This window comes from Variovorax sp. LjRoot290, assembly GCF_964253985.1.
Classification (GTDB): Bacteria; Pseudomonadota; Gammaproteobacteria; order Burkholderiales; family Burkholderiaceae_C; genus Variovorax.
Map to the genome: position 1 here is coordinate 1,898,867 of NZ_CAXURW020000001.1, position 26,482 is coordinate 1,925,348.

A 26,482-nucleotide genomic window follows, 5' to 3' on the forward strand; every position below is an offset into this window, starting at 1 on the left:
AAAAGTTCAGGGTTGGTAGCCGGACTTCTGGACCACGGGCGCCCACTGGGCGCGGTAGGCCTTGAGCATGGCCGCCGTCTGCTCCTGCGTGCTGGCCACCGGCGTCATCAGCGAATCCTTGAAGCGGCGCACGGTGTCCGGGTCCTGCATGACCTCGCGGATGGCCTGCGACAGGCGTGCGACCTTCTCGCGCGGCATGGTCGCGGGCGCGAAGAAGGTGTTCCAGCCGGTGGCGACCAGGTCGAGCCCGGCCTCCTTGAAGGTGGGCACCTCGGGCGCGAAGGGCGAGCGCTTCGCGCCCGACATCGCGAGGATGCGGATCTTGCCGGCCTGGTGCTGCGGGATGACCACGTCCAGCGTGTCGACGGCGATCGGCACCTGCCCGCCGATCAGGTCGGTCAAGAGCGGGCTGGAGCCGCGGTAGCCGATCACTTGCGTCGGCACCTTGGCCTTCTCGCCCACCATGAGCCCGAAGAAGTGCGGCAGGCTGCCGGTGGCGGGCACACCGACGTTGGCCTTCTCGGGATTGGCCCGCATCCAGGCCAGCAGGTGCGGCAACTCGCGCACCGGCACGGCAGTCGCCACCGACAGCGCGAATTCGTAGTCGTTGACGTGCGAGACCGGCACGAAGTCGCGTTCGGCGTCATAGCCGTTGTCCTTGAAGACCAGCGGCGCCACGACCATCACGGCCGGGTTGGCCAGCATCAGCACGTTCTGCGCGGCGGGCGTGGCCTTGACCTGCTGGGCCGCGAGGCGGCCGCCCGCGCCGGGCTTGTTGTCGACCACGACCGGCACGCCGAGCTTGGCCTGCAGCTTGTCACCGACGATGCGCGCCACGCGGTCGGTCGCGCCGCCGGGCGCGTAGCCCACCACGATGCGCAGCGGGCTGTCCAGCGGCTGGGCCGCGGCGGCGCAGGCGATGGCGGCCAGGGCGAGGGTGCCGGTGAGCCGGCGAAGAATGTGTTTCAGCATGGAGAGGGTTCCCGTTCAGTCGTTGGCTTGGAAGTTCACGGCTCGCATGATGCCGCCCCAGCGCGCCGTGTCCTCGCGCATGGTCTTCAGCAAGGCCACGGCATCGTCGCCCACGGGGTACATGCCGTTCTGCAGCAGCTGCTGGCGCACTTCGCGCGCATTGACGGCGCGGGTGAATTCGGCCCGCAGCTTGTCGACGATGGGCTGCGGCGTGTTGCGCGGCGCGTAGTAGGCGAACCAGGCAGCTGCGACCACGTCCTTGTAGCCGGCCTCGGCGAAGGTCGGCAGGCTGGGCATCAGCGGCGAGCGCTTGTCGCCGCTGGTGGCCAGCACCTTCACGCGGCCGGTGGTCTGCAGCTGGAGCGCGCCGCCCACGGTGTCGAAGTAAACCGGCACGGTGCCGCCCATCACGTCCTGACGCGCCGGCGTCGAGCCGCGGTAGGCGACGTGGACCATCTTCAGGCCGGCCGCGCGGTTGAGCATCTCGCCGAGAAAGTGCGAGGGTGTGCCGGCGCCGTAGGAGGCGAAGCTCAGGTTGTCGCCCTGGCTCTTGGCCCAGGCGATGAACTCCGGCAGCGTGTTGGCGGGCACCTCCTTGTGGACCACCAGCGCCAACTCGAAGCGCGCTGCATTGATGATCGGCACGAAGTCCTTGATCGGGTCGTAGGAGAGATTGCGGTAGGCGCTCGGGAACATGGTCATCATGCTGGCGGTGCCGAGCAGCAGGGTGCGGCCGTCGGGTGGCGCGGTCTTCACGGCCTCGACCGCGATGCGGCCGGCCGCGCCGGAGCGGTTGTCGACCACCAGCGACCCGAGCGAGTCGCGCACCTCGTGCGCGATCGCCCGCGTCAGCACGTCCTGCGTGCCGCCGGCGGGCACGCCGATCAGCACCTTGATCGGCTGGCCGGGGCTGAAGGCAGCTTGGGCGCCGGCCAGCGGCGCGAGCGCGAGGCCGCCGAGCGCGGCAAGGGCCTGGCGGCGGTCGATCGAAGCAAAGGGCATGGTTATCGTCTCCTGGGTGTGCCGTGGCGCCGCACGACTCTAGAGGCTCGACAATCGATTGATCAAATCAACTGTTCTGCGGAAAAACCCGATGGCCGAAGCGCTCAGACCGCTGGACGACCTGCTGCTGTACCGGCTCAGCCGCCTGCTGTCGGTGGCCGGCGGCATGGTCATCCGCCTGTGCGAAGGCCGCTTCGGCATCACGCGGCGCGAGTGGCGCCTGATCGCGACGCTGGCCAGCCGCGGCGCGCTGGGCTCCTCGCAGCTCGCAGAGCATGCGCAGCTGGACCGTGCGCGCACCTCGAAGGCAGTGGGCTCGCTGGTGGCGAAGGGGCTGGTCTTGCGCACCCAGCCGGGCGGCGACCGGCGTCATGTGCTGCTGCGCCTCACGGACAAGGGCAGCGTGCTCTATGCCGAACTCTTTCCGCTCGTGTCGGCGATCAATGCGCAGCTCATGTCGGTGCTCGACGAGCGCGCCGCCGCGCAGCTCGACGCGTCGCTGTCGCGTCTGCAGGCGCAGGCCGAAGCGATGGCCGCCGACGCGGTGCTGCCCAAGGCCGACCGCGGGCGGCGCGGTCCCTAGGCGGGCGCGGCTTGCGGCGGGGCCGTGTCCTCGATGCGCAGCCTGGGCAGGAACTGCGGGTACTCGCGCTGCATGAAGTCGATTAGCCCTTCGCGCACCGTGCAGCGCAAGTCGAAGGCCAGCGACGAAGACGCCGCGGTGCAGAGCACGCGGATCTGCATGCTGCGCTCGGTGGCATCGGTCACGCGCAGGTTGAAGAAGCGGCCGTCCCATTCGGGCGCTGCCTTCACGATGCGCTCCGCCTCCTCGCGCAGCGGCGCGAGCGGCATGCCGTAATCGGCATGGATGAAGACCGAGCCGAGCAGCTGCGCGTCGTGGCGGGTCCAGTTCTGGAACGGCTTCTCGATGAAGTAGCTGAGCGGCAGGATCATGCGCCGGTCGTCCCAGATCCTGAGCACGACGAAGGTGCCGGTGATCTCCTCGACGCGGCCCCATTCGCCTTCGACCACCAGCACGTCGTCCATGCGGATCGGCTGCGCCAGCGCGATCTGCAGGCCCGCGATGAGGTTGCTGAACACGGGCTTGGCGGCCAGGCCCGCCACGATGCCGATCACGCCCGCCGAGGCCAGCAGGCTGGCGCCGACCTGGCGTGCGCCCGGAATGGTCATCAGCATCATCGCGCCGCCGGCCACCAGCAGCACCGAATTGGCGGTGCGCGCGAGCACGCGCGTCTGCGTGAGCACGCGGCGCGCCTGCAGGTTGTCGGTCACGTCATGGGGATGCTGGGCCAGCACGCCCTCGGCGAAGCTGTTGACGGCCCTGACGGTGAGCCAGGTGACCGCGGCAATCAGCAGCAGCCCGTTCAGGTGCCGGACGCTTCCGATGAAGCGCAGGTCGTCGGGCGCAGCCTGCCACACCATCTGGAGCGCCGCCAGCGGCAGCACGACGCGCGCGGCATTCTCGATGCCGATCAGCATCGCGAACAGCGCGGGCGTGGAACGGGTCACGCGCTTGAGCACGATGCCGCCGAGGCGGTGGACCAGCAGCGCGAGCGGCACGACGATCAGGGCGGCCAGGCAGGGGCCGAACCACGCATGGGCGAGCAGCATTTCCTTGTTCATCAGGCAGCCTTGGGGAGGTTCTCGTCCAGGGGTTGCAGGATGCGTGCCGCATCGTCGCGCAACTGCGCGGCGATGCCAGTCGCCAGGTCGAGCCGGCGCAGCAGCCAGGGGCTGACGTCGTTGTCGAAGGGATCGGGCAGCGGGATCGGCCCGGCCAGCGTGGTGGCGGAGGCGCTCTCCGGCATCACCGGTCCGGTCGTGGGCGCGCTGCCGATGGCGGCCTCGATGCGCTCGGCGGTGCGCGCGAGCGGCCCTTCGATCTCGGCTGGCGTGAGCCGGTCGCGCCTGAGCACCAGCATCGACTTGACCGCACTCAGCTGCGCCAGCAACTGGTAGCTGTGCGCCTGCAGGTGCTCGAGCGGCTCGAGCGGCGGCTGCACCGCGCGCGGTTCCGACAGCGAGCGCTGCGTGGCCTGCACCAGCGCCGAGAGGCTGTCGTAGGCCTCGCGGCGCGCGAGCCGCCATTCGAGTTCGGGGCTGGTGACCACCGAGCGCAGCTGGCCGAGGCCCAGCGCCAGCCGGGCATGGCGCGCCTGCGCCGTGAGCGTTCGCGCCACCAGCGCCGGAATCTGGCTGCGCTCCCACGAGGGCAGCACGTAGCAGAAGGCCCAGGCCAGCGCGGCGCCGATCAGCGTGTCGGCCACGCGCTCGAAGAGCGCGAAGGTCGGGCTCATGCCGACGTTCAGCATGTGGGCCTGGAGCAGGCCGAGCACGGTGGCGGCCACGGAGGTGACCAGGTAGCGCCGCACCGCAAAGCCGTGCGCAATCGCCTGCGCCACCGTCACCGCGGCCAGCATGCCCAGCGGCGAGGGATGCGCGGACAGCAAGGCCACCGCGAGCACGCAGCCCAGCAACGTGCCGGCCACGCGGCTGTTGCGCCGCTCCAGCGTTTGCGACAGGCTGCCGCGCAACACCACCACGATGGTCAAGAGGATCCAGTAGTCGTGCGAACCCCAGGGCAGCATCACCGCGATCGCGTAGCCGGTGGCAATGGCGAGCGCGGCGCGGATCGCATGGCGCAGCGGCGGCGCATCCCAGCGCCACAGCGTGAGAAAGGGGCGCAGCGACCACTCGGTGGGACTCACGAACATCTGCCAGTTGGCCCGCACCACCGTGAGGTCGGGCTCGACATCGCCGCGCGCCATGGCCACCAGGCGCAGCACTTCGTCGTTGATGTGGCCGATGCGGCTGGCCAGGCCGCGCGCAAGCATCGCGGGCGTCGGCCCGATCTGGCCGGCGGGCGGCGGCGCGTCTTCGTCGTCGAGGTGGATGGCCGCCAGCTCGGGACGGCGATCGGGCACCGGGGCAGGCTCGCGGCCCAGCAGCAGCGTATCGGCCAGCGCTTCAGTCTCGTCGGCCAGCTCGTCGAGCACGCGCTGCATCTCGCAGAGCGCCGCGGCATGGCCGGGATGCGCCTTGAGCGCGTCGAGGTCAAGTTCGCTGGCCAGCAGCAGGTCGCGCAGCTCGAGCACCAGCACCAGCATGCCGGCCAGCCGCTGCCGGCGCGGCGTGCGCGGCGATTCGAGCACGATGTCGCGCGTCGCCTGCAGTTGGTCGGCCAGCGCGGCCTGCTCGCGCAGCAGCTGGCCGAGCAGCGAGGCCGGCACTTCGCGCACGTCGCCGGAATCGTCCCTGGGCGTGAACTGCCGGGCCTCGGTGCGCATCAGCGCGGCCAGCGAAAGCAGCACGTCGGCCATCGCCTGCACGCGGTAGCGGCCGTTGAGCGCATGGTTGGCGAGCACCGCGTAGATCACGTAGAGGCCGGCCCCGATGCCGAAGTGCAGCGTGCGTTCGAGCGCTTCGGTCATGCCCGTGGGTGCGGGCGTGGCCATCGAGAAGATCATCGAGAACATGACCGCAATCGCGATCGGAATGCCGCGCTTGCCCCAGGCCATGGCGACGAAGGCCAGGAAGGTCGCCGGCACCAGCAGCAGGCCGAGGCGCAGCGGCGCCGAGTGCAGCAGCTGCACGAAAAAGAACAGCGGCAGCCCGATCAGCGGCGACGGCAGCATCTGCCAGAACTTGCCGCGGCGCGGGCCGGGCAGGTCGGGCGGGGCGGTGACGATCACGCCGACGGCGGCCGCCGAGGCGGCCAGGGCGCCCAGCAGCAGATGCACGCCGCCGGAGATCAGCATCAGCCCGAAGGCGACCGACAGGCCGTTCGCGACGTAATGCGAGAGCGCCACGCGCAGCGCGGCGCGGCCCCGGTCCGCGGTGGCGCGCTGCGCCCGCATCACTTGGCGTCGTCGTCGTCCAGGGCGGGCCCGACAGGCGACTCGCGGCGCAGGCGCGTGAGCTTGCGCGGCGCCGGCGCGGCTGCCGTGTCGGCCGGTGCCTCGGCATCGGTCTGCGCACCGACGACGGTGCTGCGCGCGTAGACGTCGCCCGGGTGGGCCGAGGGATCGACGGCGCGCACGCGGTCGCTGGCGCGCAGCTTGTCGTCGACGCTGGCGAACTTCGAGTACTTGCCCAGGATCGGCACCAGCTGGCCATAGATCCGCGGGGCGCCGGCAAGGCACTCGCGCTGCTCGAGGAAGTCGGGCTCGCCGGTGAAATTGCCGATCAGGCCGCCCGCTTCGGTGACGATCAGCGAGCCGGCCGCCACGTCCCAGATGTTGAGGCCGGTTTCGAAGAAGGCATCGGTGAAGCCGGCCGCCACGTAGGCCAGGTCGAGCGCGGCCGCGCCGGGGCGGCGCAGGCCGGCGGCGCGCGGCATCAGGTCGGCCATGATGGCCAGGTACTGCTTGAAGTTGTCGCCGGTGCGGAAGGGGAAGCCGGTCGAGATCAGGCACTCGTTGAGCCGCGTGCGCTTGCTCACGCGCAGGCGGCGGTCGTTCATGAAGGCGCCGCGGCCCCTGGTGGCCGTGAAGAGGTCGTTGCGGCTGGGGTCGTAGATGACGGCCTGCTCGACCTTGCCCTTGATCGCGAGCGCGATCGAGACGCAGTAGACCGGGAAGCCGTGAATGAAGTTCGTGGTGCCGTCCAGCGGATCGATGATCCAGACGTAGTCGGAATCCTTGGCGCCGTGCTCGGTGCCCGATTCCTCGGCCAGGATGCCGTGCCCCGGGTAGGCGCCGAGCAGCGTCTCGATGATCGCTCGCTCGCTCGCGTGGTCGACTTCGGTGACGAAGTCGTTGACCTGCTTCTGCGAAATGCGCACCGCTTCGACATCGAGCGCGGCGCGGTTGATGATGGCGCCGGCGGCGCGGGCGGCCTTGACGGCCACGTTGAGCATGGGGTGCAGGTTGGGGGACGACATTGGATTGTGGGAAGAACGGCGGGCGGCGCCGGAACGCGCCCTGGAATGCGGCCCGGCGATGCGGGCGGCGAGAATCGGGGGATTTTACATGCGCACCCGATTCATCCTGATCCAGACCAGCCACGCCGGCAACGTCGGTGCTGCCGCGCGCGCCATGAAGACCATGGGCTTCGGCGATCTCGTGCTGGTCGCGCCGCGCTGGGCCAATGTGCTGCGGCGCGAGGAGACCATCCAGCGCGCGAGCGGGGCGCTGGACGTGCTGGCCAATGCGCGCATCGTCGAGACGCTGGACGAGGCGCTCGACGGCGTCACCCACCTGTGCGCGACCGCGATGGTGCCGCGCGACTTCGGCCCACCCACGCGCACGCCGCGCGAGCACCTGGAGCCGCTCGCCAAGGATGAGGGGCAGCACGTGGCCTTCCTGTTCGGCTCGGAGCGTTTCGGCATGCGCAACGAGGATGTCTACCGCTGCCATGTCGCGCTCAGCATTCCGACCGATCCGAGCTTCGGCTCGCTGAACCTCGGCGCGGCGATCCAGGTGATTGCCTACGAATGGCGGCTCGCGCTGGGCGGCTACGCGGTGCGGGATGCCACCGCACCGGTCCAGGCGGCCGATGCTCAGGCCGTGGCTGGCATGCTCGAACACTGGGAGCGCTCGCTGGTGCAGATCGGCTTTCTGGACCCCGAGGCGCCCAAGAAGCTGATGCCGCGGCTGCAGCAGCTCTTCAACCGCGCGCAGCCGACGCCGGAGGAGATTCACATCCTGCGCGGCATCGCCAAGGCGATGGCGGATGCGTCGCAGAAAACCCCATCGCGCGTGCGCGATGACCCGAGCCCTTAGACTGCGCGGCCCATATAGCCATAACAAGAACATCCATGTTCTCGCGCCTGCGCTCCGACATCCAGTGCATCCTCGACCGCGATCCGGCCGCCCGGACGCGCTGGGAAGTGTTGACCCTCTATCCGGGCCTGCATGCCGTGGTGCTGCACCGCCTTGCGCACTGGTGCTGGGGCCATGGCCTGAAGTGGATCGGGCGCTTCATCTCGCAATGCTCGCGATGGTTCACCGGCATCGAGATCCATCCGGGCGCGATCGTCGGCGACCGCGTGTTCTTCGATCATGCGATGGGCGTGGTGGTCGGCGAGACCGCCGAGATCGGCGACGGCTGCACGATCTACCAGGGCGTGACGCTCGGCGGCACCTCGCTCTACAAGGGCGCCAAGCGGCATCCGACGCTGGGCAAGGACGTGGTGGTCAGTGCAGGGGCCAAGGTGCTCGGCGGCTTCGTGGTCGGCGACGGCGCCAAGATCGGAAGCAACGCCGTCGTGATCAAGCCGGTGCCTGCGGGCGCCACGGCAGTGGGCATTCCGGCGCGCATCATTCCGTCGAAGGCGGGCACCAGTGCCGACGTCACGACCGCCGACAGGAAGTTCACGGCCTACGGGATCACGATGGAAGACGACCCGTTGTCGCAGGCCATGAAGGGGCTGATCGACAACGCGTCGGGCCAGGATCACCAGATCGCGCTGCTGTGGCAGGCGATCGAGGCCTTGTCCGCGCAGCCCGGAAAGAAGGATTGCGTGCCGGGCGATGCGGCGCGGGAAGAGTGCTTCGAGGCGGAGCGCCTGACGCAGCTGGTGGGGAAGTGAACTTGCTCCCTCTCCCTCTGGGAGAGGGTTGGGGTGAGGGCGGGGCGTTGGGCCTTCGGTTGCATGCTTTGTTGAGGCCGGAGCCGGGAGTTCGCCCCGGCGAAAGGTGATTCAACGCGACCGGATCGCCGACTTCGGCCGGAACGCCTTGCACACCGATTCGTCGGTTTCCAGATAAGGCCCGCCGATCAGGTCGATGCAGTAGGGCACCGCGGCGAAGATGCCCGGCACCACCTGCGCGCCCTGGGCGTCCTTCAATCCTTCGAGCGTCTCCGCGATCGCCTTCGGCTGCCCCGGCAGATTGATGATCAGGCTGCGATCGCGGACGACCGCCACCTGGCGGGAAAGAATCGCCGTTGGCACGAAGCGCAGGCTGATCTGCCGCATCTGCTCGCCGAAGCCGGGCATTTCCTTGTGCGCCACGGCGAGCGTCGCTTCCGGCGTCACGTCGCGCAGGGCCGGCCCGGTGCCGCCGGTCGTCAGCACCAGCGAACAGCCGGCGTCCACCAGCTCGATCAGCGCCGCGCTGATGCCCGCCTGTTCGTCGGGAATCAGTCGCGGCTCGAAGCGGATCGGGTTGCGCAGCGCGCGCTGCAGCCATTCCTGCAGCGCGGGCAGGCCCTTGTCCTCGTAGACGCCGCTGGAGGCGCGGTCGCTGATCGAGACGATGCCGATGCGCACCGGGTCGAATGTGCCGACTTCGCTCATGCGTCCTCCTCGCGCGACTGTTCCGAGGCCTCGGCCGCATGGTCGTCGGTGCCATGCACGCCCAGCTGCGCGCGCACGATCTGGAACACCTCGCGGTAGGCCTTGCCCTGGCGCGGCGCCTCGCCGGGCGGTCCGGCCTTGATGTCCTTGCGCGCCTGACGCACCAGCGCGCGCAGCTGCTGGGCGTCGGTGCCGGGATGGGTTTCGATCCAGCCGCCGAGCGCGTCGTCGTCGGCAATCAGGCGGTCGCGCCAGCGTTCGGCGTCGTGCAGGATCGCGGTCTCCTGGGCCGGGCCGCGGTTCTGCTCGTCGAGTGCGCTGCGCACGGCGTCGAGTGTCGCCGCATCGAGGCCGCGCATCAGCTTGCCGATGAACTGCATCTGGCGCCGCTTGCCTTCGAAATTGGTGATGCGCTTGGCTTCTTCGATCGCGTCCTTCAGCTTCTCGCCGAGATCGAGTTTGTCGAGCAGGCCGGCGCGCAACGTGAGCAGGGCTTCGCCCAGCGCCTGCAGTTCGGTGCTTTCGCGCTTGAGATCGGTTCTGCTTGCTGCGTCGGTGCCCTTGAGCTCGCGCTTGAGCTCCAGATCGAGTTCGCTGCCTTCGGCCACGAACTGGCCGCGGACGAAGTAGCCTTTTTTGGGTTTGCGGGACATAGAGGCAATCGTTGGCCGCACCATCGGGAACAGGGGGCGCAAGTATCATAGCCAACACATGAGCACATCTTCATCGCGCGCCGATTCCGGCTTCGCCTACACCCGCCCCTTTTTCGAAAACCTGGTCGATTCGGCCCTGGCGCATGCCAAGAAGCTCGGCGCCACCGACGCCGGCGCGGAGGCGTCCGAGGGCTGTGGCCTCAGCGTCTCGGTGCGCAAGGGCGAACTCGAGAACGTCGAGCGCAACCGCGACAAGTCGCTCGGCGTCACGGTCTATGTGGGCCATCGGCGCGGCAATGCCAGCACTTCCGACTTCTCCGAGGCCGCCGTCGCGCAGACGGTGCGGGCGGCCTACGACATCGCGCGCTTCACGGCCGAGGATCCGGTCAGCGGCCTGCCCGACGAAGCGGACATCGTCACCGACCAGCCCGATCTCGACCTGTTCCATCCCTGGAACATCAGCAGCGAGCATGCCGCTGCGCTGGCGCTCGAATGCGAGGCCGCAGCACTGTCGACGGACAAGCGCATCACCAACAGCGAAGGCGCAGGCGTCTCGGCGCAGCAAAGCCATTTCTTCAGCGCCCATACGCGCGGCTTTCGCGGCGGCTATGCGAGCTCGCGGCACTCGATCTCGGTAGCGCCGATCGCCGGCAAAGGCGACGATATGCAGCGCGACGCCTGGTACAGCTCGATGCGCTCGGCCGAGGAGCTCGCGAGCCCGGCGGCCGTCGGGCGCTATGCGGCTGAACGCGCGCTGAGCCGCCTCAAGTCGCGCAAGATCAAGACCACTGAATGCCCGGTGCTTTTCGAGTCGCCGATGGCGGCCGGGTTGCTGGGCGGCCTGGTGCAGGCCACCAGCGGCGGTGCGCTCTACCGCAAGAGCAGCTTCCTGCTCGACTCGCTCGGCACGCAGGTGCTGGCCAAGCACATCGACGTGCTCGAAGATCCGCACATCCTGCGCGGCAAGGGCAGCTCGCCCTTCGACGACGAGGGCGTGACCACCCGCAAGCGCAAGGTGGTCGACGGCGGCCGACTCGAGGGCTATTTCCTGAGCACCTACTCGGCGCGCAAGCTGGGCATGAAGACCACCGGCAATGCCGGTGGTTCGCACAACCTCACTCTGAGCTCGCGGCTGACGAAGAAGGGCGACGATCTCGATGCCATGCTCGCCAAGCTCGGCACCGGTCTGTTCGTGATCGAGCTCATGGGGCAGGGCGTCAACTACGTGACGGGCGACTACTCGCGCGGCGCCAGCGGCTTCTGGGTCGAGAAGGGCAAGATCGCCTTTCCGGTGCAGGAGATCACGATTGCCGGCAACTTGAAGAGCATGCTGCTCGGCATCGAGGCGATCGGTGCCGATGCCTACAACTACGGTGCGAAGACCACCGGTTCGATCCTGGTGAACCGGATGAAGGTCGCCGGAAGCTAAACCGCGTCTGCGAGCAGCGCCTCGCGCACCCTGGCGATGGCGTTGAGGTAGGGCGTGGTGAAGCCGTCCAGAGGCGCATCGGGCGCCAACCAGCTGAAGCTGAAAACGAGCCCGTCTTCTTCCGGGCTGCCCATGGCCACGTGGTCGAAGGTCTCGGGCAGCGGCGATGGTGCGCGCATCAGGAACAGGTGCCAGAGCTGGGCATGCCGGCGCACGTTGCCTTCGATGCCGGCCTCGCATTCGCGGTCCAGCGTGCCCAGCGGCTGCAGTTCGCCGCGATAGTCGATGCCCGACTCTTCCAGCAGCTCTCGCCGCACGGCGTCTTCTGGCGCTTCCCCGGGCTCCACCGTGCCCTTGGGCAACTGCATGCTCCTGTCGCCGGGATGGTGGAAGACCAGCAGGCGGCCGCGGTCGTCCACCACGCAGGCGCAGGCCTTGTGGATCGCGGTGCGTGCCGTCATCCTCAGCCGCCCGAGAGCGCGGCCTTCACGGCAGCACTGACCTGGCCCATGTCGGCTTTGCCGGCCAGGCGGGTCTTGACCGCGCCCATCACCTTGCCCATGTCGCCGGGGCCCGCTTTGCGACCAAGTTTTTCGCCGAGTTCGGCCACGATGGCCCCGACCTCGGCCGCGATCTCGTCCGCGCCCATGCGCTGGGGCAGGTACACCTCCAGCACCTTGATCTCGGCGGCTTCCTTGTCGGCCAGGTCGGTGCGGCCGCCCTGGGTGAAGGCGGCGACCGAGTCCTTGCGCTGCTTGACCAGCTTGTCGACGATGGCCACGACCATCGCATCGTCGAGCTCGATGCGCTCGTCGACTTCCTTCTGCTTGAGGGCGGCGAGCAGCAGGCGGATGGTGCCCAGGCGCTCCGAGTCCTTGGCGCGCATCGCGGTCTTCATGTCTTCGGTGATCTGGTCCTTGAGACTCATGGCAGGCTTTCTTGACAGGCTAAAAACAAAAGCCGCGGCAGGTATCCCTGGCGCGGCTCTGAACCGGACGCTGGCTTCGGCGCCAGCGCGGCGGATGCTCAGTACAGCTTCTTGGGAAGCTGCATGCTGCGCACGCGCTTGTAGTGGCGCTTGACCGCTGCGGCCTTCTTGCGCTTGCGCTCGGCGGTCGGCTTCTCGTAGAACTCGCGGGCGCGCAGGTCGGTCAGCAAGCCGAGCTTTTCGATGGTGCGCTTGAAGCGGCGCAGCGCGACGTCGAAGGGCTCGTTTTCTTTAACGCGGATGGTGGTCATTTAAAAATCGGTCTTTGTTGAATTTGGCCTGGGGAAGATCGGGCCCCGGGCCGGGGTTCCTCAACTGATCATGGGGTAGGCCGTTGAGGGGAGGCCAAAGTTAGCCCGACATTATAGCGCGTGAGCGCAGGCATGGGCGCTGGCCCAGGCCCACTGGAAGTTGTAACCGCCGAGCCAGCCGGTCACGTCGACCACTTCGCCGATGAAATACAGGCCGCGCTGCTTGGATTCCATGGTTTGCGAAGACAGCTCGCGGGTGTCGATGCCGCCGGCCGTGACCTCGGCCTTCTTGTAGCCCTCGGTGCCGCTGGGGGTGATCTGCCAGCGTGCGATGCGCTCGGCCAGCGCGGCGAGCGCCCGGTCGGCCGCTTCGTTGATCGGACGCTGCAGCGCTGCGTCCTGCCCGACCCAGGCGTCCGCCAGCCGCGCGGGCACCAAGCCGGCCAGTTCGTTGCCGATGCGCTTGCGCGAGCGTTGCTTGGCCTCGCCGAGCGAGGCGCGCACGTCCACCCCCGGCGCGAAATCGATGGTGAGCGGGGCGCCCGGTTGCCAGTAGCTCGAAATCTGCAGCACCGCCGGGCCCGAGAGGCCGCGATGGGTGAAGAGCAGGTCTTCGAGGAAAACTGTGCGATCTTTCTTGGCGCCGGTTTCGATCTGCACCGGCAGCGCCAAGCCGGCCAGCTCGGCGTAGGGCGACCAGGCTTCGCCGCCGAAAGTCAGGGGCACCAGAGCGGGACGCGGCGCGACCACGCGCAGACCGAACTGCGCCGCGAGCCGGTAGCCGAAATCGCTGGCGCCGAGCTGGGGAATGGAAAGGCCGCCCGTCGCAATCACCAGCTTGGACGTCTGGACGCTGCCCCGGCTGGTTTCGATCCGATAGCCCCCTCCATCCGAGAACGCGATCTCGCCGACGCTGCAGGGCTGCCAATGCGCGACGCCGCCGGCCGCGCACTCGGCCAGCAGCATGTCGATGATCTGTTGCGAGCTGCCGTCGCAGAAGAGCTGGCCCTTGTGTTTTTCGTGGAAAGCGATGCCGTGGCGCTGCACCAGTTCGATGAACTGCTGCGGCGTGTAGCGCGACAGCGCCGAGCGGCAGAAATGCGGGTTGTCGCCGATGAAATGGCGCTGCGGCGCGCGCACGTCCAGGTCGCGGTTGGTGAAGTTGGCGCGCCCGCCGCCCGAGATGCGGATCTTTTCGGCGATGCGCTCGCCGTGGTCGATGAGCAGCACCTTCAGGCCGCGCTGGCCCGCCAGTCCGGCGCAGAAGAGACCGGCGGCACCCGCGCCGACGACCACCGCGTCGAACGCGGTCATTCAGCAAACCTCCGCGCTGCGCGCTGCGGTGCGAGCCCCTTCGGGCGGCAGGGCGGGACTCATCCCTTCCACACGAACGGGAACTTCAGCTGCTTGAAGAAGCCGTTGGGCACGTAGTCGCCGACCACGCCGTAGCGCTCTGGCCAGAGCCTGGTGCTCTTGACGGCCGTGCCGAAGAGATAGTCGAGAAAGGCGTAGTGCGCGGCGTAGTTCTTGTCGATCGCCTCGTCGTCCTGGCTGTGGTGCCAGTGATGGAAGTTGGGCGTGACGATGAGGTAGCGCAGCGGCCCGAGGCGCACGCTCACGTTGCAGTGGTTGAAGACCGCCTGGAAGCCGACCACCACGATGTAGGCGTCGATCACTTCCTTGCTGAAGCCCAGCACGTAGATCGGCGCTAGCACCAGCGTGCGCGTGATCAGCAGCTCGAGGATGTGCTGGCGCGAGCCGGCCATCCAGTCCATGCTCTTGACGCTGTGGTGCACCGCATGCAGGCGCCACAGGAGCGGCACCTCGTGGTAGGCGCGGTGCGTCCAGTACTGCACCAGGTCGGCCACCAGGATGATCAGCAGCACGCCGGCCCAGAAGGGCAGCCCCGCGATCCAGCCGCGCACGCCGTCGTTGGCGGCCCAGCCGAAGAGCTTGTGCACCAGCAGGTTGGTCGCCAGCAGCACGAAGCCCACGATCATGTGGTTGACGACGAAATGGTGAAAGTCCGTCTGCCACTCGGCGCGGAACACCGGCTGGTCCTTGCGGTGCGCGAACAGTTTCTCGATGAAGATGAAGATCAGCGAAGAGCCCAGCAGGTCGAGGATGAACCAGTCGAGCCCGATGTAGGGCGTGTTGTCGGCGAAGTCGTTGACCGGCACCTTGTGGCCGCCGAGCAGCGCCGCCGCGGCCACCAGCAGGAAGGCGAAGGAGGAGAGCCAGCGCGAGCGGTTGAAGATGATGTTCACCAGCGAGAGGCCGCCGGAAATCACCATCGCAACGAGCAGCACGATGCGCATCACGTCGACGTTGTAGCTGCGGCGCAGCTCGGGCGTGCTGAGGTACTGCGGGAAGTGGAACACGAGCACGCCCAGGAAGCACAGGATGCCCAGCGAGAGCGCGATGGTGCCGGTGACCAGGCCCTTGCCGCGTTGCAGCTCGCCATGGCTTTCGGTGAATTCATTGAGTTTTTCGAGCTCCAGCATCCTGATCTCCCGCCCGTGTTCGAGGGCTGGAGGATTCTAGGGGTGGCGCCGGAACGTGCCGACAGGCCGAACGGCCGATTCAGGTGCCGAAGCGCGTCGCCGGCAGGCCCGCCGCGGCAAGGCCGCGCAGCACGTCGCCGACCACGATCACGGATGGGCTGCCGAGCCCGGCTGCCGCCAGGTCGAAAGGCAGGCGCGCGAGCGTGGTCGCGATGTGGCGCTGCTGCGGCAGGCTCGCATGCTGGATCACGGCCACCGGCGTGTCGCCCGCCAGGCCGTGCAGCAGCTCGTTCTGGATATGGGCCACGCCCGTGACGCCCATGTAGATCACCAGCGTGAGCCGCGCGTCGCGCGCAGTGGCGGCCAACTGCCGCCAGTCGGTCGGATGCTGGTCGGCCGCATGGCCCGTCTTGGCGTGGCCGGTGACGAACACCACGCCCTGCGCGTGGTCGCGGTGCGTGAGCGGCACGCCCAGCGCGGTGACGGCGGCGAGGCCAGCCGTGATGCCGTTGATCACCCGCACCTCGATGCCTTCTTCGCGCAGGTGCTCCACCTCCTCGCCGCCGCGGCCGAAGATGAAGGGGTCGCCGCCCTTGAGGCGCACCACGGTCTCGCCCTCGCGCACCGCGGTGATCATGAGCCGCTCGATGAAGGCCTGCGGCGTGCTCCTGCAGCCGCCGCGCTTGCCGACATGGACGATGCGCGCGCCGGGCCGCGCGTAGGCCAGGATCTCCTCGCTGACCAGGTCGTCGACCAGGAGCACGGTGGCCGCCTGGATCGCCTTGACGGCCTTGATCGTGAGCAGTTCGGGATCGCCGGGGCCGGCGCCGACCAGGGTGCAGCTGCCGTGATGGGAAAGGGTGCTCATGGGTGCTCCACCTGTTGGGCCAACTGCAGGACATGCTCGACCTGCTGCGCGATCGCGTCCGGCACCGGCGCCTGGCCGGCCAGCACGCGCCGCGTGTAGTCGGCCGTGGTCTCGATGTCGATTTCTTTGGGCAGCCCGGGCACCTCGGCTTGCGTGCCGGGCTCCTGGGTCTGCAGTGCGACGCGCCGGCCGCGCACGAAGCCGTCGACCTGCGCGGTGCGGCGCGGGTCGGCCACGCTCTCGCCCTCGAGTCCGCGCGAGAGCAGGGCGGTCATGCCCAGCAGCTCGAAGGTCGCTGCCATGGACTCGGCGTAGGCGGGATGCGTGTAGCTGCCGACCACCACGCAGGCGCCTTGCGTCGGTTGCATCAGCTTGACCACGCTGTGGCCGGGGTTGCGCAGGCCGACCACGCGGCGCACGTCGAGCAGGCGCTTGAGGCCGGGGCTGAGCAGCTCGGTCGGTGCGAAGACCGCCTCTCCGTTCGCGATGGGCCGGATGGCCGCGAGCGGCTGCACGTCGAGGGCCGCGAGCACGTTGGAGGCCAGCACCCGGGTCGATTCGGTGGCCGCGCCATGCACCAGCACCGGCAGACCTTCGCGGGCCAGCAGCAGCGCGAGCAAGGGCGTGAGCACCGGCAGCCGGCGCGCGCCGTTGTAGCTGGGCAGCACCACCAGCGGCCGGCCGGTGGCGGGAAAGCGCGCCAGGCGCGCATGGGTGGCATCGAGAAAGCCGGCCATCTCATCCGGCGTCTCGCCCTTGATGCGCATGGCCAGGCAGAAGGCGCCGGTTTCCAGGTCGGTCACGGTGCCGTCGAGCACCTGGCCGAAGAGGTCCGCGGCCTGCTCGCGGTTGAGCGGCCGCGCGCCGCGCGCGCCGCGGCCGATTTCCTTGATGTAGTGGCTGATTCCCATGGGTAGGCCCATTGTCCCGCAAGGCTTATGCCGCAATACGGCTGCGCTTATGCCCTGGAAGGCAGGAAGGGAAGCCGTCCATGCGCTCATGATTGCTCGGCCAGGGCCGGTGCCGCGCTCGCGCGCACCATGCGCTTGAGCTCGGGCAGGCAGGAGCCGCAATTGGTGCCGCATTTCAGCGCGCCCTGCAATGTGGCGAGGCGATCGCCTTCGGGACCCGAAGCGGCCGCCAGGTGCTCGCCGATGGCGGTCTGCGTCACGCCGAAGCAGCTGCAGATGACCTTGCCGCGCGCCGCCACGCCGGCCGGGGCGGCGGCGCCGGGCTTGAGCAGCTGGCGGCCATAGGCCTGTGCGGGCAACTGGTCCTGCAGCAAGGTCTTGATCCAGGCCTCCGCACGCGTGTCGCCGGCCAGCAGGAAGCCTTCGAGGTGTGCGTCCTGGCCGTCGCGCACCAGCCGCGCAGCGCGCCGCTGCCCGTGCTTGGCATCGGCATAGCGCAAGGTGTCGGTGCCGCCGAGCCCCAACAGTCCCTCGATGCGGGCGAGCACATCGTTGGAAGGCGCGTCGTAGGCGGCCGCGCGAAAGAGGATGCCGGTGCGCTCCGGCCCGCTGCCCTCCAGGGCGCCGCCGGTGCCGAACGGTACGCAGCTGGCAAAGGGGAAGGACGGCATCAGTGCGCGCAGAGCCTCGCGGATGTCCAGGGACGCGTCCCGCGGCAGCCATGCCACCGCCAGCAAGGACCAGGGCAGTTCGGCCTTGAGGATCTTGACGGCCGCGTGCTTGAGTTCGGGCTGCTTCGAATCGGGGCAGAAGGCCGGCGTCGTGAGCGCATTGACGCCGGCCAATGGCTCGCCGGTGCTGGAGCGGCCGCTGAGATATTCGCCGCCCCAGTGCATGGCGATGAACGCCTGGCTCATCCCCACCTCGGCGCTGGCCGCGACGGGCAGCACGATCGAGCCGCGCCGCGAGGTGACGTGCACCAGGTCGCCCTCCTTCAACTGGCGGCGCGCCATGTCCTGCGCATGCATCTGCACCGTCGGCTCCGCTGCGTGGCCGAACAGGCGGCCCAGCGTGCCGGTGCGGCTCATGCCGTGCCACTGGTCGCGCAGGCGGCCGGTGTTGAGCGAGAACGGAAAGCGCGCCTCGCGGGCTTCGGCCACCGGCTTGTAGGCGACGTCGGCAAAGCGCGCGCGGCCGTCGGGCGTGGCGAACACGCCGTCTTCGTAGAGGCGCGCACGGCCGGTGGTCTCGCCTTCGCGCAGCGGCCACTGCTGCGGCGCGGCCTCGAGCATCGCGTAGCTCATGCCGGTGATGTCGAGATCGCGGCCGCGCGTGGATTCGCGGTGCTCGTTCCACACGGCTTCCGCACTCGCATAGGGGAACAGCGTGTTCGCACGCGCCAGCCGTGTTTCGAGCCGGCGCGCGAAATCCATCGCGATGGCCCAGTCGTCGCGCGTCTCGCCCGGTGCCGCGACGGCCGGCCGCACCCGCGAGACGCAGCGCTCGCTGTTGGTGACGGTGCCGTTCTTCTCGCCCCAGGTGGTGGCCGGCAGCAGCAAGTCGGCGAAGTCGCAGGTGGCGGTGGTCGAGAAGGCTTCCTGCACGACCACGAATTCGCAGCGTTCGAGCGCGCGGCGCACGGTGGCCTGGTCGGGCATCGACTGCGCGGGGTTGGTGCAGGCGATCCAGAGCGCGCGGATCTCGCCGTCGGCGGCGGCCTGGAACATCTCGACTGCGGTCTTGCCGGGCTTCTCCGGCACCGAAGGCACGCCCCAGAGAGCGGCGACCTCGGCACGATGCTGCGGGTTGGCGAGGTCGCGGTGCGCCGACAGCAGGTTGGCCAGGCCGCCCACTTCGCGGCCGCCCATCGCGTTGGGCTGCCCGGTCAGCGAGAAGGGGCCGGCGCCGGGCCTGCCGATCTGCGCCGTCGCGAGGTGCAGATTGATCAGTGCCGCATTCTTGGCGGTGCCCGACGACGATTGGTTGAGGCCCTGGCAGTAGAGGCTCAGCGTCGCGGCCGAGGTGGCGAACAGGCGCGCGGCCTGCAGCAGGTCGTCCTTGGAGATGCCGCAGACCTGCGCCACGCGATCGGGCGTGCAGTCGCGCACGGTGGCCTTGAGCGCCTCGAAGCCGCTGGTGTGGGCGGCGATGTAGCGCGCATCGGTCCAGCCTTCCCACAGCATCAGGTGCAGCATGCCGTTGAAGAGCATCACGTCGGTGCCCGGCTGGATGGCCAGGTGCAGGTCGGCGATCTCGCAGGTGTCGGTGCGGCGCGGATCGGCCACGACGATCTTCATCGCCGGGTTGGCCGCCTTCGCATCCTCGATGCGGCGGAACAGGATCGGATGGGCCCAGGCGGTGTTGCTGCCGGCGATGAACAGGCACTCGGCGTGCTTCAGGTCGTCGTAGCAGGCCGGCGGCGCGTCGGCGCCCAGCGTTTTCTTGTAGCCGGCCACCGCGCTGCTCATGCACAGGCGCGAATTGGTGTCGATGTTGTTGGTGCCGATCAGGCCCTTGGCCAGCTTGTTGAAGACGTAGTAGTCCTCGGTGAGCAACTGGCCCGAGACGTAGAAACCGACGGCGTTCGGGCCTTGCTCGCGCACGACCTGGGCGAACTTGTCGGCGGCCGTGTCGAGCGCAGTGTCCCAGCCGACGGCCTCGGGCGCCACACCGCGCTCGGCACGCCGCATCGGCTGCAACAGCCGCGTCTGCCGCGTGACCGCCGCGCTGGCGGTCAGGTGCAGCGTCGAGCCCTTGGTGCACAGGCGGCCGAAGTTGGCCGGGTGCTCCGGGTCGCCGCGCACGCCGGTGATCTGCGCGCCATCGGATTCGATGATCACGCCGCAGCCGACACCGCAGTACGGGCAGGTGGAGCGTGTTTCGTTCATGGCATGCCTTCAGGCTGCGACGGAGCGCTTCGGTCCCGCGACGGGGCGTTCGAGATCGGTGGCATGCGTCGCGAGTTCGCCTGCATCCAGATGGACCACACCGTCCGCGACCTTCACCGCGAAGCGCGGCGTGCATCCTTCATCCGGCGATTTCGCGCAGCCGTCGTCGAGCCCGATCGCCCAGTTGTGCAGCGGGCAGGCCACGCTGGTGCCGAACACGATGCCCTGGCTCAGCGGGCCGCCCTTGTGCGGGCAGCGGTCGAGCAAGGCGAAGACCTGGTTCTCGGCATTGCGGAATACCGCCACGTCCACGCCCGCAGGTCGTGCAACGCGTCGCGCGCCGAGCACGGGGATGTCGTCGATGCGGCAGATGACTTTCCATTCACTCATGGGGGTCTCTCTAGGTTTTGAGGTTGGAATACAGGCCGGTGATGCGATCCATGATCGCCAGCAGGTTCTCGCTGGTGACGAACACGTCGGACATGAGCTTGGGCGACGCGCTCGCGCCTTCCAGACGCTGAAGGCCGTGGTTGAAGAACACCCACTGCGCGTCGGCCAGCACCAGCTCCTCCTTGATCTGCGTCGTGACCTCGGGCGCACTGCGCAGGGTTTCGAGTGCTGCAACGAACTCCGAGCGCGCCTTGGCGATCTCGGCCGCGCTGCCCGTCGGGTCGATCTGCAGGGCACTGGCCAGGTAGAACTTGGCCATGCGTTGCGACAGCATGCGCTGACGGCCCGCGATGTTGACCAGCTTGCCCACCGACTTGCCCGAGGCCGCTTCGTACTGCACCGTGCCCTGGTGCGCCAGGGCGAGCACGGCGGCATCCAGCTTGACGACCTTTGCCGCTTCGTTCTTGCCGGGAGCGGGGCCCGTCAGTTCTCTCTTGAAATCGTTCCAGGCACCGTCGAGCGTGTCGTAGGTGCCGCGGATGGTGGGGGTAGGCGCGAAGGTCTTGAGCTCCACCAGTTGGCGGTCGAACAGGGCGATGGACCGGTCCAGCACCTGCTGGGCGTTGCGCGTCTCCACTTTTTGCACCAGCGCCAGGTAGGCCTTGCTCGCGCGCTGCGAGAGCATGCGCTGGCGCCCCGCCTTGTTGATGGCGTCGTTGAGGTCGGCCACCTGGGCGCGTGCGCCCAGGCCGATCAGGGCGGTCGAGGCGATGAAGAGCCGTCTTTTCAAACCACTTCTCCGGCTTGCGGTTTTCATGCCGCCAGCGGCGTGAACTGCCGCACGTCGACCGAGGCCTGGCTCGACTCGAACCACGGATCGGGTTCGCCGTCGAGTGCGAACTGCAGCCGCTCCCACAGCGCCTTGCGGCCTTCGGCGTCCTCGAGAATCTTCTTCTTCACATAGTCCAGGCCCACACGGCCGATGTAGTGCACCGTGCGCTCGAGGTACCAGCCCTCTTCGCGGTAGAGCTGCAGGAACGCCCCCGCGTACTCCATCACCTCCTCGGAGGTCTTGACCTTCACGAGGAACTGCGCCACCTCGGTCTTGATGCCGCCGTTGCCGCCCACGTAGAGTTCCCAGCCCGAGTCGACGCCGATCACGCCCACGTCCTTGATGCCGGCCTCCGCGCAGTTGCGCGGGCAGCCCGAGACCGCGAGCTTGACCTTGTGCGGCGAGTACATGGCCCACAGCGCGCGCTCGAGGTCCTTGCCCATCTGCGTCGAGTCCTGCGTGCCGAAGCGGCACCACTCGCTGCCGACGCAGGTCTTCACCGTGCGCAGCGACTTTGCGTAGGCAAAGCCCGAGGGCATGCCGATGTCCTTCCAGACGTTCTCCAGGTCTTCCTTCTTCACCCCTAGGAGGTCGATGCGCTGTCCACCGGTGACCTTGACGGTCGGGATCTTGTACTTGTCGGCCGCGTCCGCAATGCGGCGCAGTTCGTCGGGCGTGGTGTGGCCGCCCCACATGCGGGGGATCACCGAATAGGTGCCGTCCTTCTGGATGTTGGCGTGGCTGCGCTCGTTGATGAAGCGGCTCTGCGGGTCGTCCTTGGCCTCCTTGGGCCAGGTCGAGATCAGGTAGTAGTTGACGGCCGGGCGGCAGGTCGCGCAGCCGTTGGGCGTGCGCCAGCCGAGGCCGCGATAGACCTCATCGTGCGTGAGCCAGTGTTCCTTGCGGATCGCGTCGCGCACGTCCTGGTGGCTGGCGTCGGTGCAGCCGCAGACCGCCTTCTTCTTCGGCGTGGCCGAGTAGTCGCCACCGGCGGTGAACATCAGGATCTGTTCCACCAGCCCGGTGCACGAGCCGCAGGAGGCGCTGGCCTTGGTGTGCTTCTTGACCTCTTCGAGCGTGAACAGGCCCTTGTCCTTGATGGCCTTGCAGATGGTGCCCTTGCTGACGCCGTTGCAGCCGCAGACCTCGGCGTCGTCGGGCATGCTGGCGGCCTTGCTGTGGCCTTCGTGGCCGGTGTCGCCGATGTTCGATTCGCCGAACATCAGCTTGTCGCGGATGTCGCTCACGCTGCGGCCGTCGCGCAGCAGCTTGAAGTACCAGCTGCCGTCGACCGTGTCGCCGTAGAGGCAGGCGCCGACCAGCTTGTCGTCCTTGATCACCAGCTTCTTGTAGACGCCGCCGAAGGGGTCGCTCATCACGATCTCCTCGGTGCCTTCGCCGCCCATGAACTCGCCGGCGCTGAAGAGGTCGATGCCCGTCACCTTGAGCTTGGTCGAGGTCAGCGATCCGAGGTAGCGGCCGATGCCGAACTGCGCGAGATGGTTGGCCGCCACCTTGGCCTGCTCGAACAAGGGTGCGACCAGCCCGTAGGCGATGCCGCGGTGAGCCGCGCATTCGCCCACCGAGTAGATGCGCGCGTCGGTCACGGTCTGCATGGTGTCGGTGACCACGATGCCGCGGTTGCAATGCAGGCGCATCTTCTCGGCCAGCTCGACGTTGGGCCGGATGCCCACGGCCATCACGACCAGGTCGGCCGCGACCTCGGTGCCGTCCTTGAAGCGGATGGCCGCAACGCGTCCTTCATCGTTGCCGACCAGCTCCTGCGTCTGCGCGCCGATCAGGAACTTGAGCCCGCGGTCTTCCAGCGACTTCTGCAGCAGCTTTCCCGCCACGTCGTCGAGCTGGCGCTCCATGAGCCAGGGCATGACATGCACCACGGTCACGTTCATGCCGCGCAGCATCAGGCCGTTGGCCGCTTCCAGGCCCAGCAGGCCGCCGCCGATGACCACCGCGTTCTTGTGCGTCTTCGCGGTCTCGATCATGTAGTCGGTGTCGGCGATGTCGCGGTAGGCGATCACGCCCTTCAGGTCCTTGCCCGGGACGGGCAGCATGAAGGGGTTGGAGCCGGTGCACATCAGCAGGCGGTCGTAGGCGGCCTCGGTGCCGTCCTCGGCCCGCACGATGCGCTTGACGCGATCGACCTCGACCACCTTCTTGCCGGCGTGCAGCGTGATGTTGTTCTCGGCGTACCACTCCCAGCTGTTGAGCACGATCTCGTCGACCGTCTGCTCGCCGGCGAGCACCGGCGACAGCAGGATGCGGTTGTAGTTGGGATGCGGCTCGGCGCCGAAGACGGTGATGTCGTAGAGATCGGGCTCGATCTTCAGCAGCTCTTCGAGCGTGCGCACGCCGGCCATGCCGTTGCCGACCATCACGAGTTTCATCTTCTTCATGGGGTGGGACCTTTCAAGCAAAGAGGGGGCTCGCGGCTTGCGCGGACAATCGCGCGCCATGAGCTTCGAAGTAGAGATCGGCTACAGCAGCCACCGCGGGCCGCGCCCGCAGAACGAGGACTTCGCCGGCGCGGTGCATGCGCCGCGCGGCGAGGAGTCGCGCGGGCTGATCGCGGCGATCGCCGACGGCGTTTCTTCGGGCGGCCACGGGCTGGAGGCGGCGCAGACCACCGTCATCGGCCTTCTGGGCGACTACTTCGCCACACCCGACACCTGGGAGCCGACGGTCGCGATGGACCGACTGATCGCCGCCCAGAACGCCTGGCTGGCCGATCACAACCGGCGCCGCCGCCAGGACAGCGCCATGACCACGCTGACCGCCCTGGCCCTGCACGGGCAGAGCTACACGTTGGCCCATGTGGGCGACACGCGCGCCTGGCGCGTGCGCAAGGGCGAGGGCGCGGCCATGCAGTTGAGCGTCGACCATGCGCTGGACCATCCCGACCTGCGCAGCCGCCTGACGCGCGCGGTGGGCCTCGACGACCACGTGCGCGTCGACTACATGCAAGGCGAGCTGCGCATCGGCGACTGCTTCGTGCTCAGCACCGACGGCGTGCACGGCGTGCTGAAGCCTGCGCGCGTGGCCGAGCTCGCGCTGGCCACCAATGCGCAGCAGGCCAGCGACGCGCTGGTCGACGCGGCGATCGCCGCCGGCACCCGCGACAACGCCACCGCGCTCGTCATCCGCGTGCTCGGGCTGGATGCGCGCCAGCTGCACGACGAGCTGGGCGATGCGCGCCGCCTGGATCCGCCCGCGGCGCTGAAGGTGGGCGAGGTGCTGGACGGCTACGCGATCACCGCGCTGGTCGCCGACACCGGCGTGCACCGGCTCTACCAGGCGCGCCATGTGCCCACCCGCGCGCTGGTCGCGCTCAAGACCCTGCACCCTTCGCGCGCCAGCGACCCCGAGGAGCGCGCCATGCTGGCGCACGAGGCCTGGCTGGGCCTGCGCGTGGGCGGGCGCGGCGAGCCCGGCTTCGTGCGCGTGCACGAACGCGCCGACGACGCCAGCGCGCTCTACACCGTGTTCGACTGGCATGGCGGTCGCACCGTCGAACAGATGTTGCGCTCGGGCATGCGCCCGGCCGTGGCGGAGGTGGTGGCCGCCGCGGTCCAGATCTGCAAGAGCCTGGGCCGGCTGCACCGCCACGGCGTGGTGCATCGGGACATCAAGCCCGGCAATCTGCACCTGGGCGACGACGGCTGCTGGCGCATCCTCGACCTGGGCGTGGCGCTCTCGGGCCGCGAGGGCGCGGCGCAGCGCGAGCTGCATGCCGGCACGCCCAGCTTCATGAACCCCGAGCAATGGGAGGGCGTCGCGCCCGATGCCAGCAGCGACCTGTTCGCCCTCGGCGTGGTGCTGTACCAATGGCTGGGCGGGCGCCTGCCTTACGGCGAGATCGAGCCCTACCAGATCGCCCGCTACCGGCGCGATCCCGTAGCGCTCTCGCGCATCCGGCCGGACGTGCCGATCTGGCTCGACCATCTGGTGCGCAAGGCGGTGGCGCGCGATCCGCGGCAGCGCTTCGAGACCGCCGAGGAGATGCTGCTGGCGCTCGAACGCGGCGCGGCCCGCCCGGTCGGCGCGCCGGCCGCCACGCCGCTGGTGCGGCGCGATCCGGCCCTGCTGTGGAAGATCGCGCTGGCCGCGTCGCTGCTCTTCAACGCGCTGCTCGTCTACTGGCTGCTGTTCCTGCCGCGCTGAGCGCAGGAGGGAGGAGGGGTGGCGCATGGGCATCACCGTCCGGCGCTGCGGCGCAGCGGCCGGACCGGCCGGTCGCCCTCGCCGGCTGGATCGACCGGCGTGCTGCGTGCGCGGCCGCCCTTCTCGGCCCAGGTCCGCGTCCAGCGGATCTGCATGACCCGCATGACGCCCAGCATCACCAGGGCCAGCACTGCAAACAGCATGAAGCCCCACATGTAGGTGCCCAGGTACTGCTTCGACAGGCCCATCGCATTGGGCACCAGGCCGCCGCCCAGGGCGCCGATCTCGCCGATCATCGAGCCGGCCACGGCCGTGGTCGTCGGCCAGCGCAGCGGCACCAGCTGGAACAGCGCGCCGTTGCCCGCGCCCAGGGCGGCAAAGCACACCATCAGCAGCAGCGTGGTGATCGCGAGCGAGCCGGAGGAGAGCCCGATCAGCGCCAGCGAGACCGCCGACACCACCAGCACCAGCGTCAGCGTGTTGACGCCGCCCCAGCGGTCGGAGATCCAGCCGCCCATCACGCGCACCGCCGCGCCCATGAACGCGGCCAGCATCGTCAGCTGGCCCGCCTGCACCTTGCTCACGCCGAACTGGTCGTAGTAGTAGGAGGGCAGGAAGGTGGTGAGGCCGATGAAGCCGCCGAAGGTGACGCCGTAGATCAGGCTGAAGGCCCAGCCGTCCTTTTCGAACAGGCAGGCCACGTGCTCGCGCAGGCCGGCGTGGCTGTCGACGTCGGGCGGCTCCTGCGCGAACAGCACCATCACCGCCATCGGCAGCAGGATGGCCACCGCCGCGACGCCGTAGACGGCCTGCCAGCCGAGCCATTGCGCCAGCGGCGGCGCGACCAGCACCGACAGCGCCGTGCCCACGTTGCCGGCGCCCACCAGCCCCATCGCCAGGCCCTTGTTCTGCGGCGGGAAGGAGCCCGAGCCCAGCGACAGGGCCACGCCGAAGCTGGCGCCCGCGATGCCCAGCAGCACGCCCATGGCCAGCAGGTCGTTGAAGCTGTGCACCATGAAGAAGCCGAACAGCATCGCCACCGCGATCAGCCCCATCTCCACCAGCGTGGCGTTCTTGCGCCCGATGTACTGCGACAGGATGCCGAGCGGAAAGCGCATCAGCGCGCCGGCGATGATCGGGATCGACAGCATCAACCCCATCTGCGCGGGATTCAACTGGAAGGCCTCGCCGATAAAGGGCGCCATCGCACCGTTCAGCACCCAGATGCAGCACGAGAACATGAAGTAGAAGAAGGCCGCGAAGAGGGTGGGTGCGTGCCCGGAGCGCAGGAATGATTTGAAGCTGGACATGGCGGTGGCAATGCGTAAAGCATCCGCACAGCCGTGGCGCGGCT

Annotated in this window: 24 protein-coding genes; 5 read left to right on the forward strand and 19 right to left on the reverse strand. The window is 68.9% G+C overall.

Annotated elements, in window-relative coordinates:
• Positions 1–6 precede the first annotated feature (6 nt).
• A complete protein-coding gene (locus ACSQ9A_RS09675) occupies positions 7–972 on the reverse strand; it encodes a Bug family tripartite tricarboxylate transporter substrate binding protein (RefSeq protein WP_093102371.1) in 966 nt (321 codons plus the stop codon).
• Between the two features lie 15 nt (positions 973–987).
• Complete coding sequence (locus tag ACSQ9A_RS09680; RefSeq protein WP_436303502.1) at positions 988–1,974, reverse strand: Bug family tripartite tricarboxylate transporter substrate binding protein; 987 nt, start codon at positions 1,972–1,974, stop codon at positions 988–990.
• Positions 1,975–2,065: 91 nt separating this feature from the next.
• Here ACSQ9A_RS09680 and ACSQ9A_RS09685 point away from each other — a divergent pair, with 91 nt between their 5' ends.
• On the forward strand, positions 2,066–2,557 hold the full coding sequence (locus tag ACSQ9A_RS09685; protein ID WP_093102374.1) for a MarR family winged helix-turn-helix transcriptional regulator: 492 nt from the start codon (positions 2,066–2,068) through the stop codon (positions 2,555–2,557).
• Here the strand turns inward: ACSQ9A_RS09685 and ACSQ9A_RS09690 are convergent.
• From ACSQ9A_RS09690 to ACSQ9A_RS09700, 3 genes are read right to left on the reverse strand one after another with little or no spacing between them, the layout of a single operon-like run.
• Complete coding sequence (locus ACSQ9A_RS09690) at positions 2,554–3,618, reverse strand: mechanosensitive ion channel family protein (protein ID WP_093102376.1); 1,065 nt, start codon at positions 3,616–3,618, stop codon at positions 2,554–2,556. The two genes, ACSQ9A_RS09685 and ACSQ9A_RS09690, sit on opposite strands and share 4 nt — an antisense overlap.
• Positions 3,618–5,852, reverse strand: a complete 2,235-nt coding sequence (locus tag ACSQ9A_RS09695; protein ID WP_436303503.1) for an FUSC family membrane protein — start codon at positions 5,850–5,852, stop codon at positions 3,618–3,620. The genes ACSQ9A_RS09690 and ACSQ9A_RS09695 overlap by 1 nt, the downstream gene beginning before the upstream one ends.
• Positions 5,852–6,877, reverse strand: coding sequence for an inositol monophosphatase family protein (locus ACSQ9A_RS09700; protein WP_093102379.1), 1,026 nt, complete (start codon positions 6,875–6,877; stop codon positions 5,852–5,854). The genes ACSQ9A_RS09695 and ACSQ9A_RS09700 overlap by 1 nt, the downstream gene beginning before the upstream one ends.
• An 88-nt stretch (positions 6,878–6,965) precedes the next feature.
• On the opposite strand from ACSQ9A_RS09700, the gene ACSQ9A_RS09705 reads away from it, so the two are divergent.
• Both ACSQ9A_RS09705 and cysE read left to right on the forward strand, forming a co-directional pair.
• Positions 6,966–7,718 (forward strand): RNA methyltransferase, encoded by a 753-nt coding sequence (locus ACSQ9A_RS09705; RefSeq protein WP_093102380.1) that lies wholly within the window; start codon positions 6,966–6,968, stop codon positions 7,716–7,718.
• A 35-nt stretch (positions 7,719–7,753) separates the two neighbouring features.
• Positions 7,754–8,527: a serine O-acetyltransferase gene (gene cysE / locus ACSQ9A_RS09710; RefSeq protein ID WP_093102382.1), complete on the forward strand. Its 774-nt coding sequence runs from the start codon at positions 7,754–7,756 to the stop codon at positions 8,525–8,527.
• Positions 8,528–8,638: 111 nt separating this feature from the next.
• On the opposite strand, the gene mog is transcribed toward cysE, so the two are convergent.
• Positions 8,639–9,235: a molybdopterin adenylyltransferase gene (mog, locus tag ACSQ9A_RS09715; RefSeq protein WP_436290640.1), complete on the reverse strand. Its 597-nt coding sequence runs from the start codon at positions 9,233–9,235 to the stop codon at positions 8,639–8,641.
• A complete protein-coding gene (gene yjgA, locus ACSQ9A_RS09720) occupies positions 9,232–9,888 on the reverse strand; it encodes a ribosome biogenesis factor YjgA (RefSeq protein WP_436303504.1) in 657 nt (218 codons plus the stop codon). Before yjgA ends, mog begins: the two co-directional genes overlap by 4 nt.
• Before the next feature lie 58 nt (positions 9,889–9,946).
• On the opposite strand from yjgA, the gene pmbA reads away from it, so the two are divergent.
• Complete coding sequence (gene pmbA / locus ACSQ9A_RS09725; protein WP_436303505.1) at positions 9,947–11,317, forward strand: metalloprotease PmbA; 1,371 nt, start codon at positions 9,947–9,949, stop codon at positions 11,315–11,317.
• On the opposite strand, the gene ACSQ9A_RS09730 is transcribed toward pmbA, so the two are convergent.
• The 11 genes from ACSQ9A_RS09730 to nirB all read right to left on the reverse strand — a co-directional run bounded on the left by ACSQ9A_RS09730 (position 11,314) and on the right by nirB (position 23,363).
• Positions 11,314–11,778: an NUDIX domain-containing protein gene (locus ACSQ9A_RS09730; RefSeq protein ID WP_436303506.1), complete on the reverse strand. Its 465-nt coding sequence runs from the start codon at positions 11,776–11,778 to the stop codon at positions 11,314–11,316. The genes pmbA and ACSQ9A_RS09730 overlap by 4 nt on opposite strands.
• 2 nt (positions 11,779–11,780) lie before the next feature.
• Positions 11,781–12,245, reverse strand: a complete 465-nt coding sequence (locus ACSQ9A_RS09735) for a GatB/YqeY domain-containing protein (protein ID WP_436303507.1) — start codon at positions 12,243–12,245, stop codon at positions 11,781–11,783.
• A gap of 98 nt (positions 12,246–12,343) precedes the next feature.
• Positions 12,344–12,556: a 30S ribosomal protein S21 gene (gene rpsU / locus ACSQ9A_RS09740; RefSeq protein ID WP_007833691.1), complete on the reverse strand. Its 213-nt coding sequence runs from the start codon at positions 12,554–12,556 to the stop codon at positions 12,344–12,346.
• 111 nt (positions 12,557–12,667) lie between these two features.
• The gene (locus tag ACSQ9A_RS09745; protein WP_436303508.1) at positions 12,668–13,870 is read right to left on the reverse strand and encodes an NAD(P)/FAD-dependent oxidoreductase; all 1,203 of its coding nucleotides are present in this window, start codon (positions 13,868–13,870) and stop codon (positions 12,668–12,670) included.
• Positions 13,871–13,929: 59 nt separating this feature from the next.
• Positions 13,930–15,060 carry a sterol desaturase family protein gene (locus ACSQ9A_RS09750; protein ID WP_093102392.1) on the reverse strand — a complete coding sequence of 377 codons (1,131 nt, stop codon included), beginning with the start codon at positions 15,058–15,060 and terminating at the stop codon, positions 13,930–13,932.
• A 79-nt stretch (positions 15,061–15,139) separates the two neighbouring features.
• Entirely contained in the window at positions 15,140–15,928 is a 789-nt protein-coding gene (cobA, locus tag ACSQ9A_RS09755) for a uroporphyrinogen-III C-methyltransferase (RefSeq protein ID WP_093102394.1), read from the reverse strand.
• Positions 15,925–16,839, reverse strand: a complete 915-nt coding sequence (gene ybiB, locus ACSQ9A_RS09760) for a DNA-binding protein YbiB (protein ID WP_436303509.1) — start codon at positions 16,837–16,839, stop codon at positions 15,925–15,927. The genes cobA and ybiB overlap by 4 nt, the downstream gene beginning before the upstream one ends.
• 86 nt (positions 16,840–16,925) lie before the next feature.
• Entirely contained in the window at positions 16,926–19,727 is a 2,802-nt protein-coding gene (locus ACSQ9A_RS09765; RefSeq protein ID WP_436303510.1) for a nitrate reductase, read from the reverse strand.
• 9 nt (positions 19,728–19,736) lie between these two features.
• Entirely contained in the window at positions 19,737–20,117 is a 381-nt protein-coding gene (gene nirD, locus ACSQ9A_RS09770; RefSeq protein WP_093102398.1) for a nitrite reductase small subunit NirD, read from the reverse strand.
• A 10-nt stretch (positions 20,118–20,127) separates the two neighbouring features.
• Positions 20,128–20,907: a type IV pili methyl-accepting chemotaxis transducer N-terminal domain-containing protein gene (locus ACSQ9A_RS09775; protein WP_093102400.1), complete on the reverse strand. Its 780-nt coding sequence runs from the start codon at positions 20,905–20,907 to the stop codon at positions 20,128–20,130.
• Positions 20,908–20,930: 23 nt separating this feature from the next.
• Entirely contained in the window at positions 20,931–23,363 is a 2,433-nt protein-coding gene (nirB, locus tag ACSQ9A_RS09780) for a nitrite reductase large subunit NirB (RefSeq protein WP_436303511.1), read from the reverse strand.
• A 58-nt stretch (positions 23,364–23,421) separates the two neighbouring features.
• Between nirB and ACSQ9A_RS09785 the strand changes: the two genes are divergently transcribed.
• A complete protein-coding gene (locus tag ACSQ9A_RS09785; RefSeq protein ID WP_436303512.1) occupies positions 23,422–25,128 on the forward strand; it encodes a protein kinase domain-containing protein in 1,707 nt (568 codons plus the stop codon).
• Positions 25,129–25,160: 32 nt separating this feature from the next.
• Here ACSQ9A_RS09785 and ACSQ9A_RS09790 read toward each other — a convergent pair whose 3' ends face one another.
• Complete coding sequence (locus tag ACSQ9A_RS09790; RefSeq protein ID WP_093102404.1) at positions 25,161–26,438, reverse strand: MFS transporter; 1,278 nt, start codon at positions 26,436–26,438, stop codon at positions 25,161–25,163.
• Positions 26,439–26,482 lie beyond the last annotated feature (44 nt).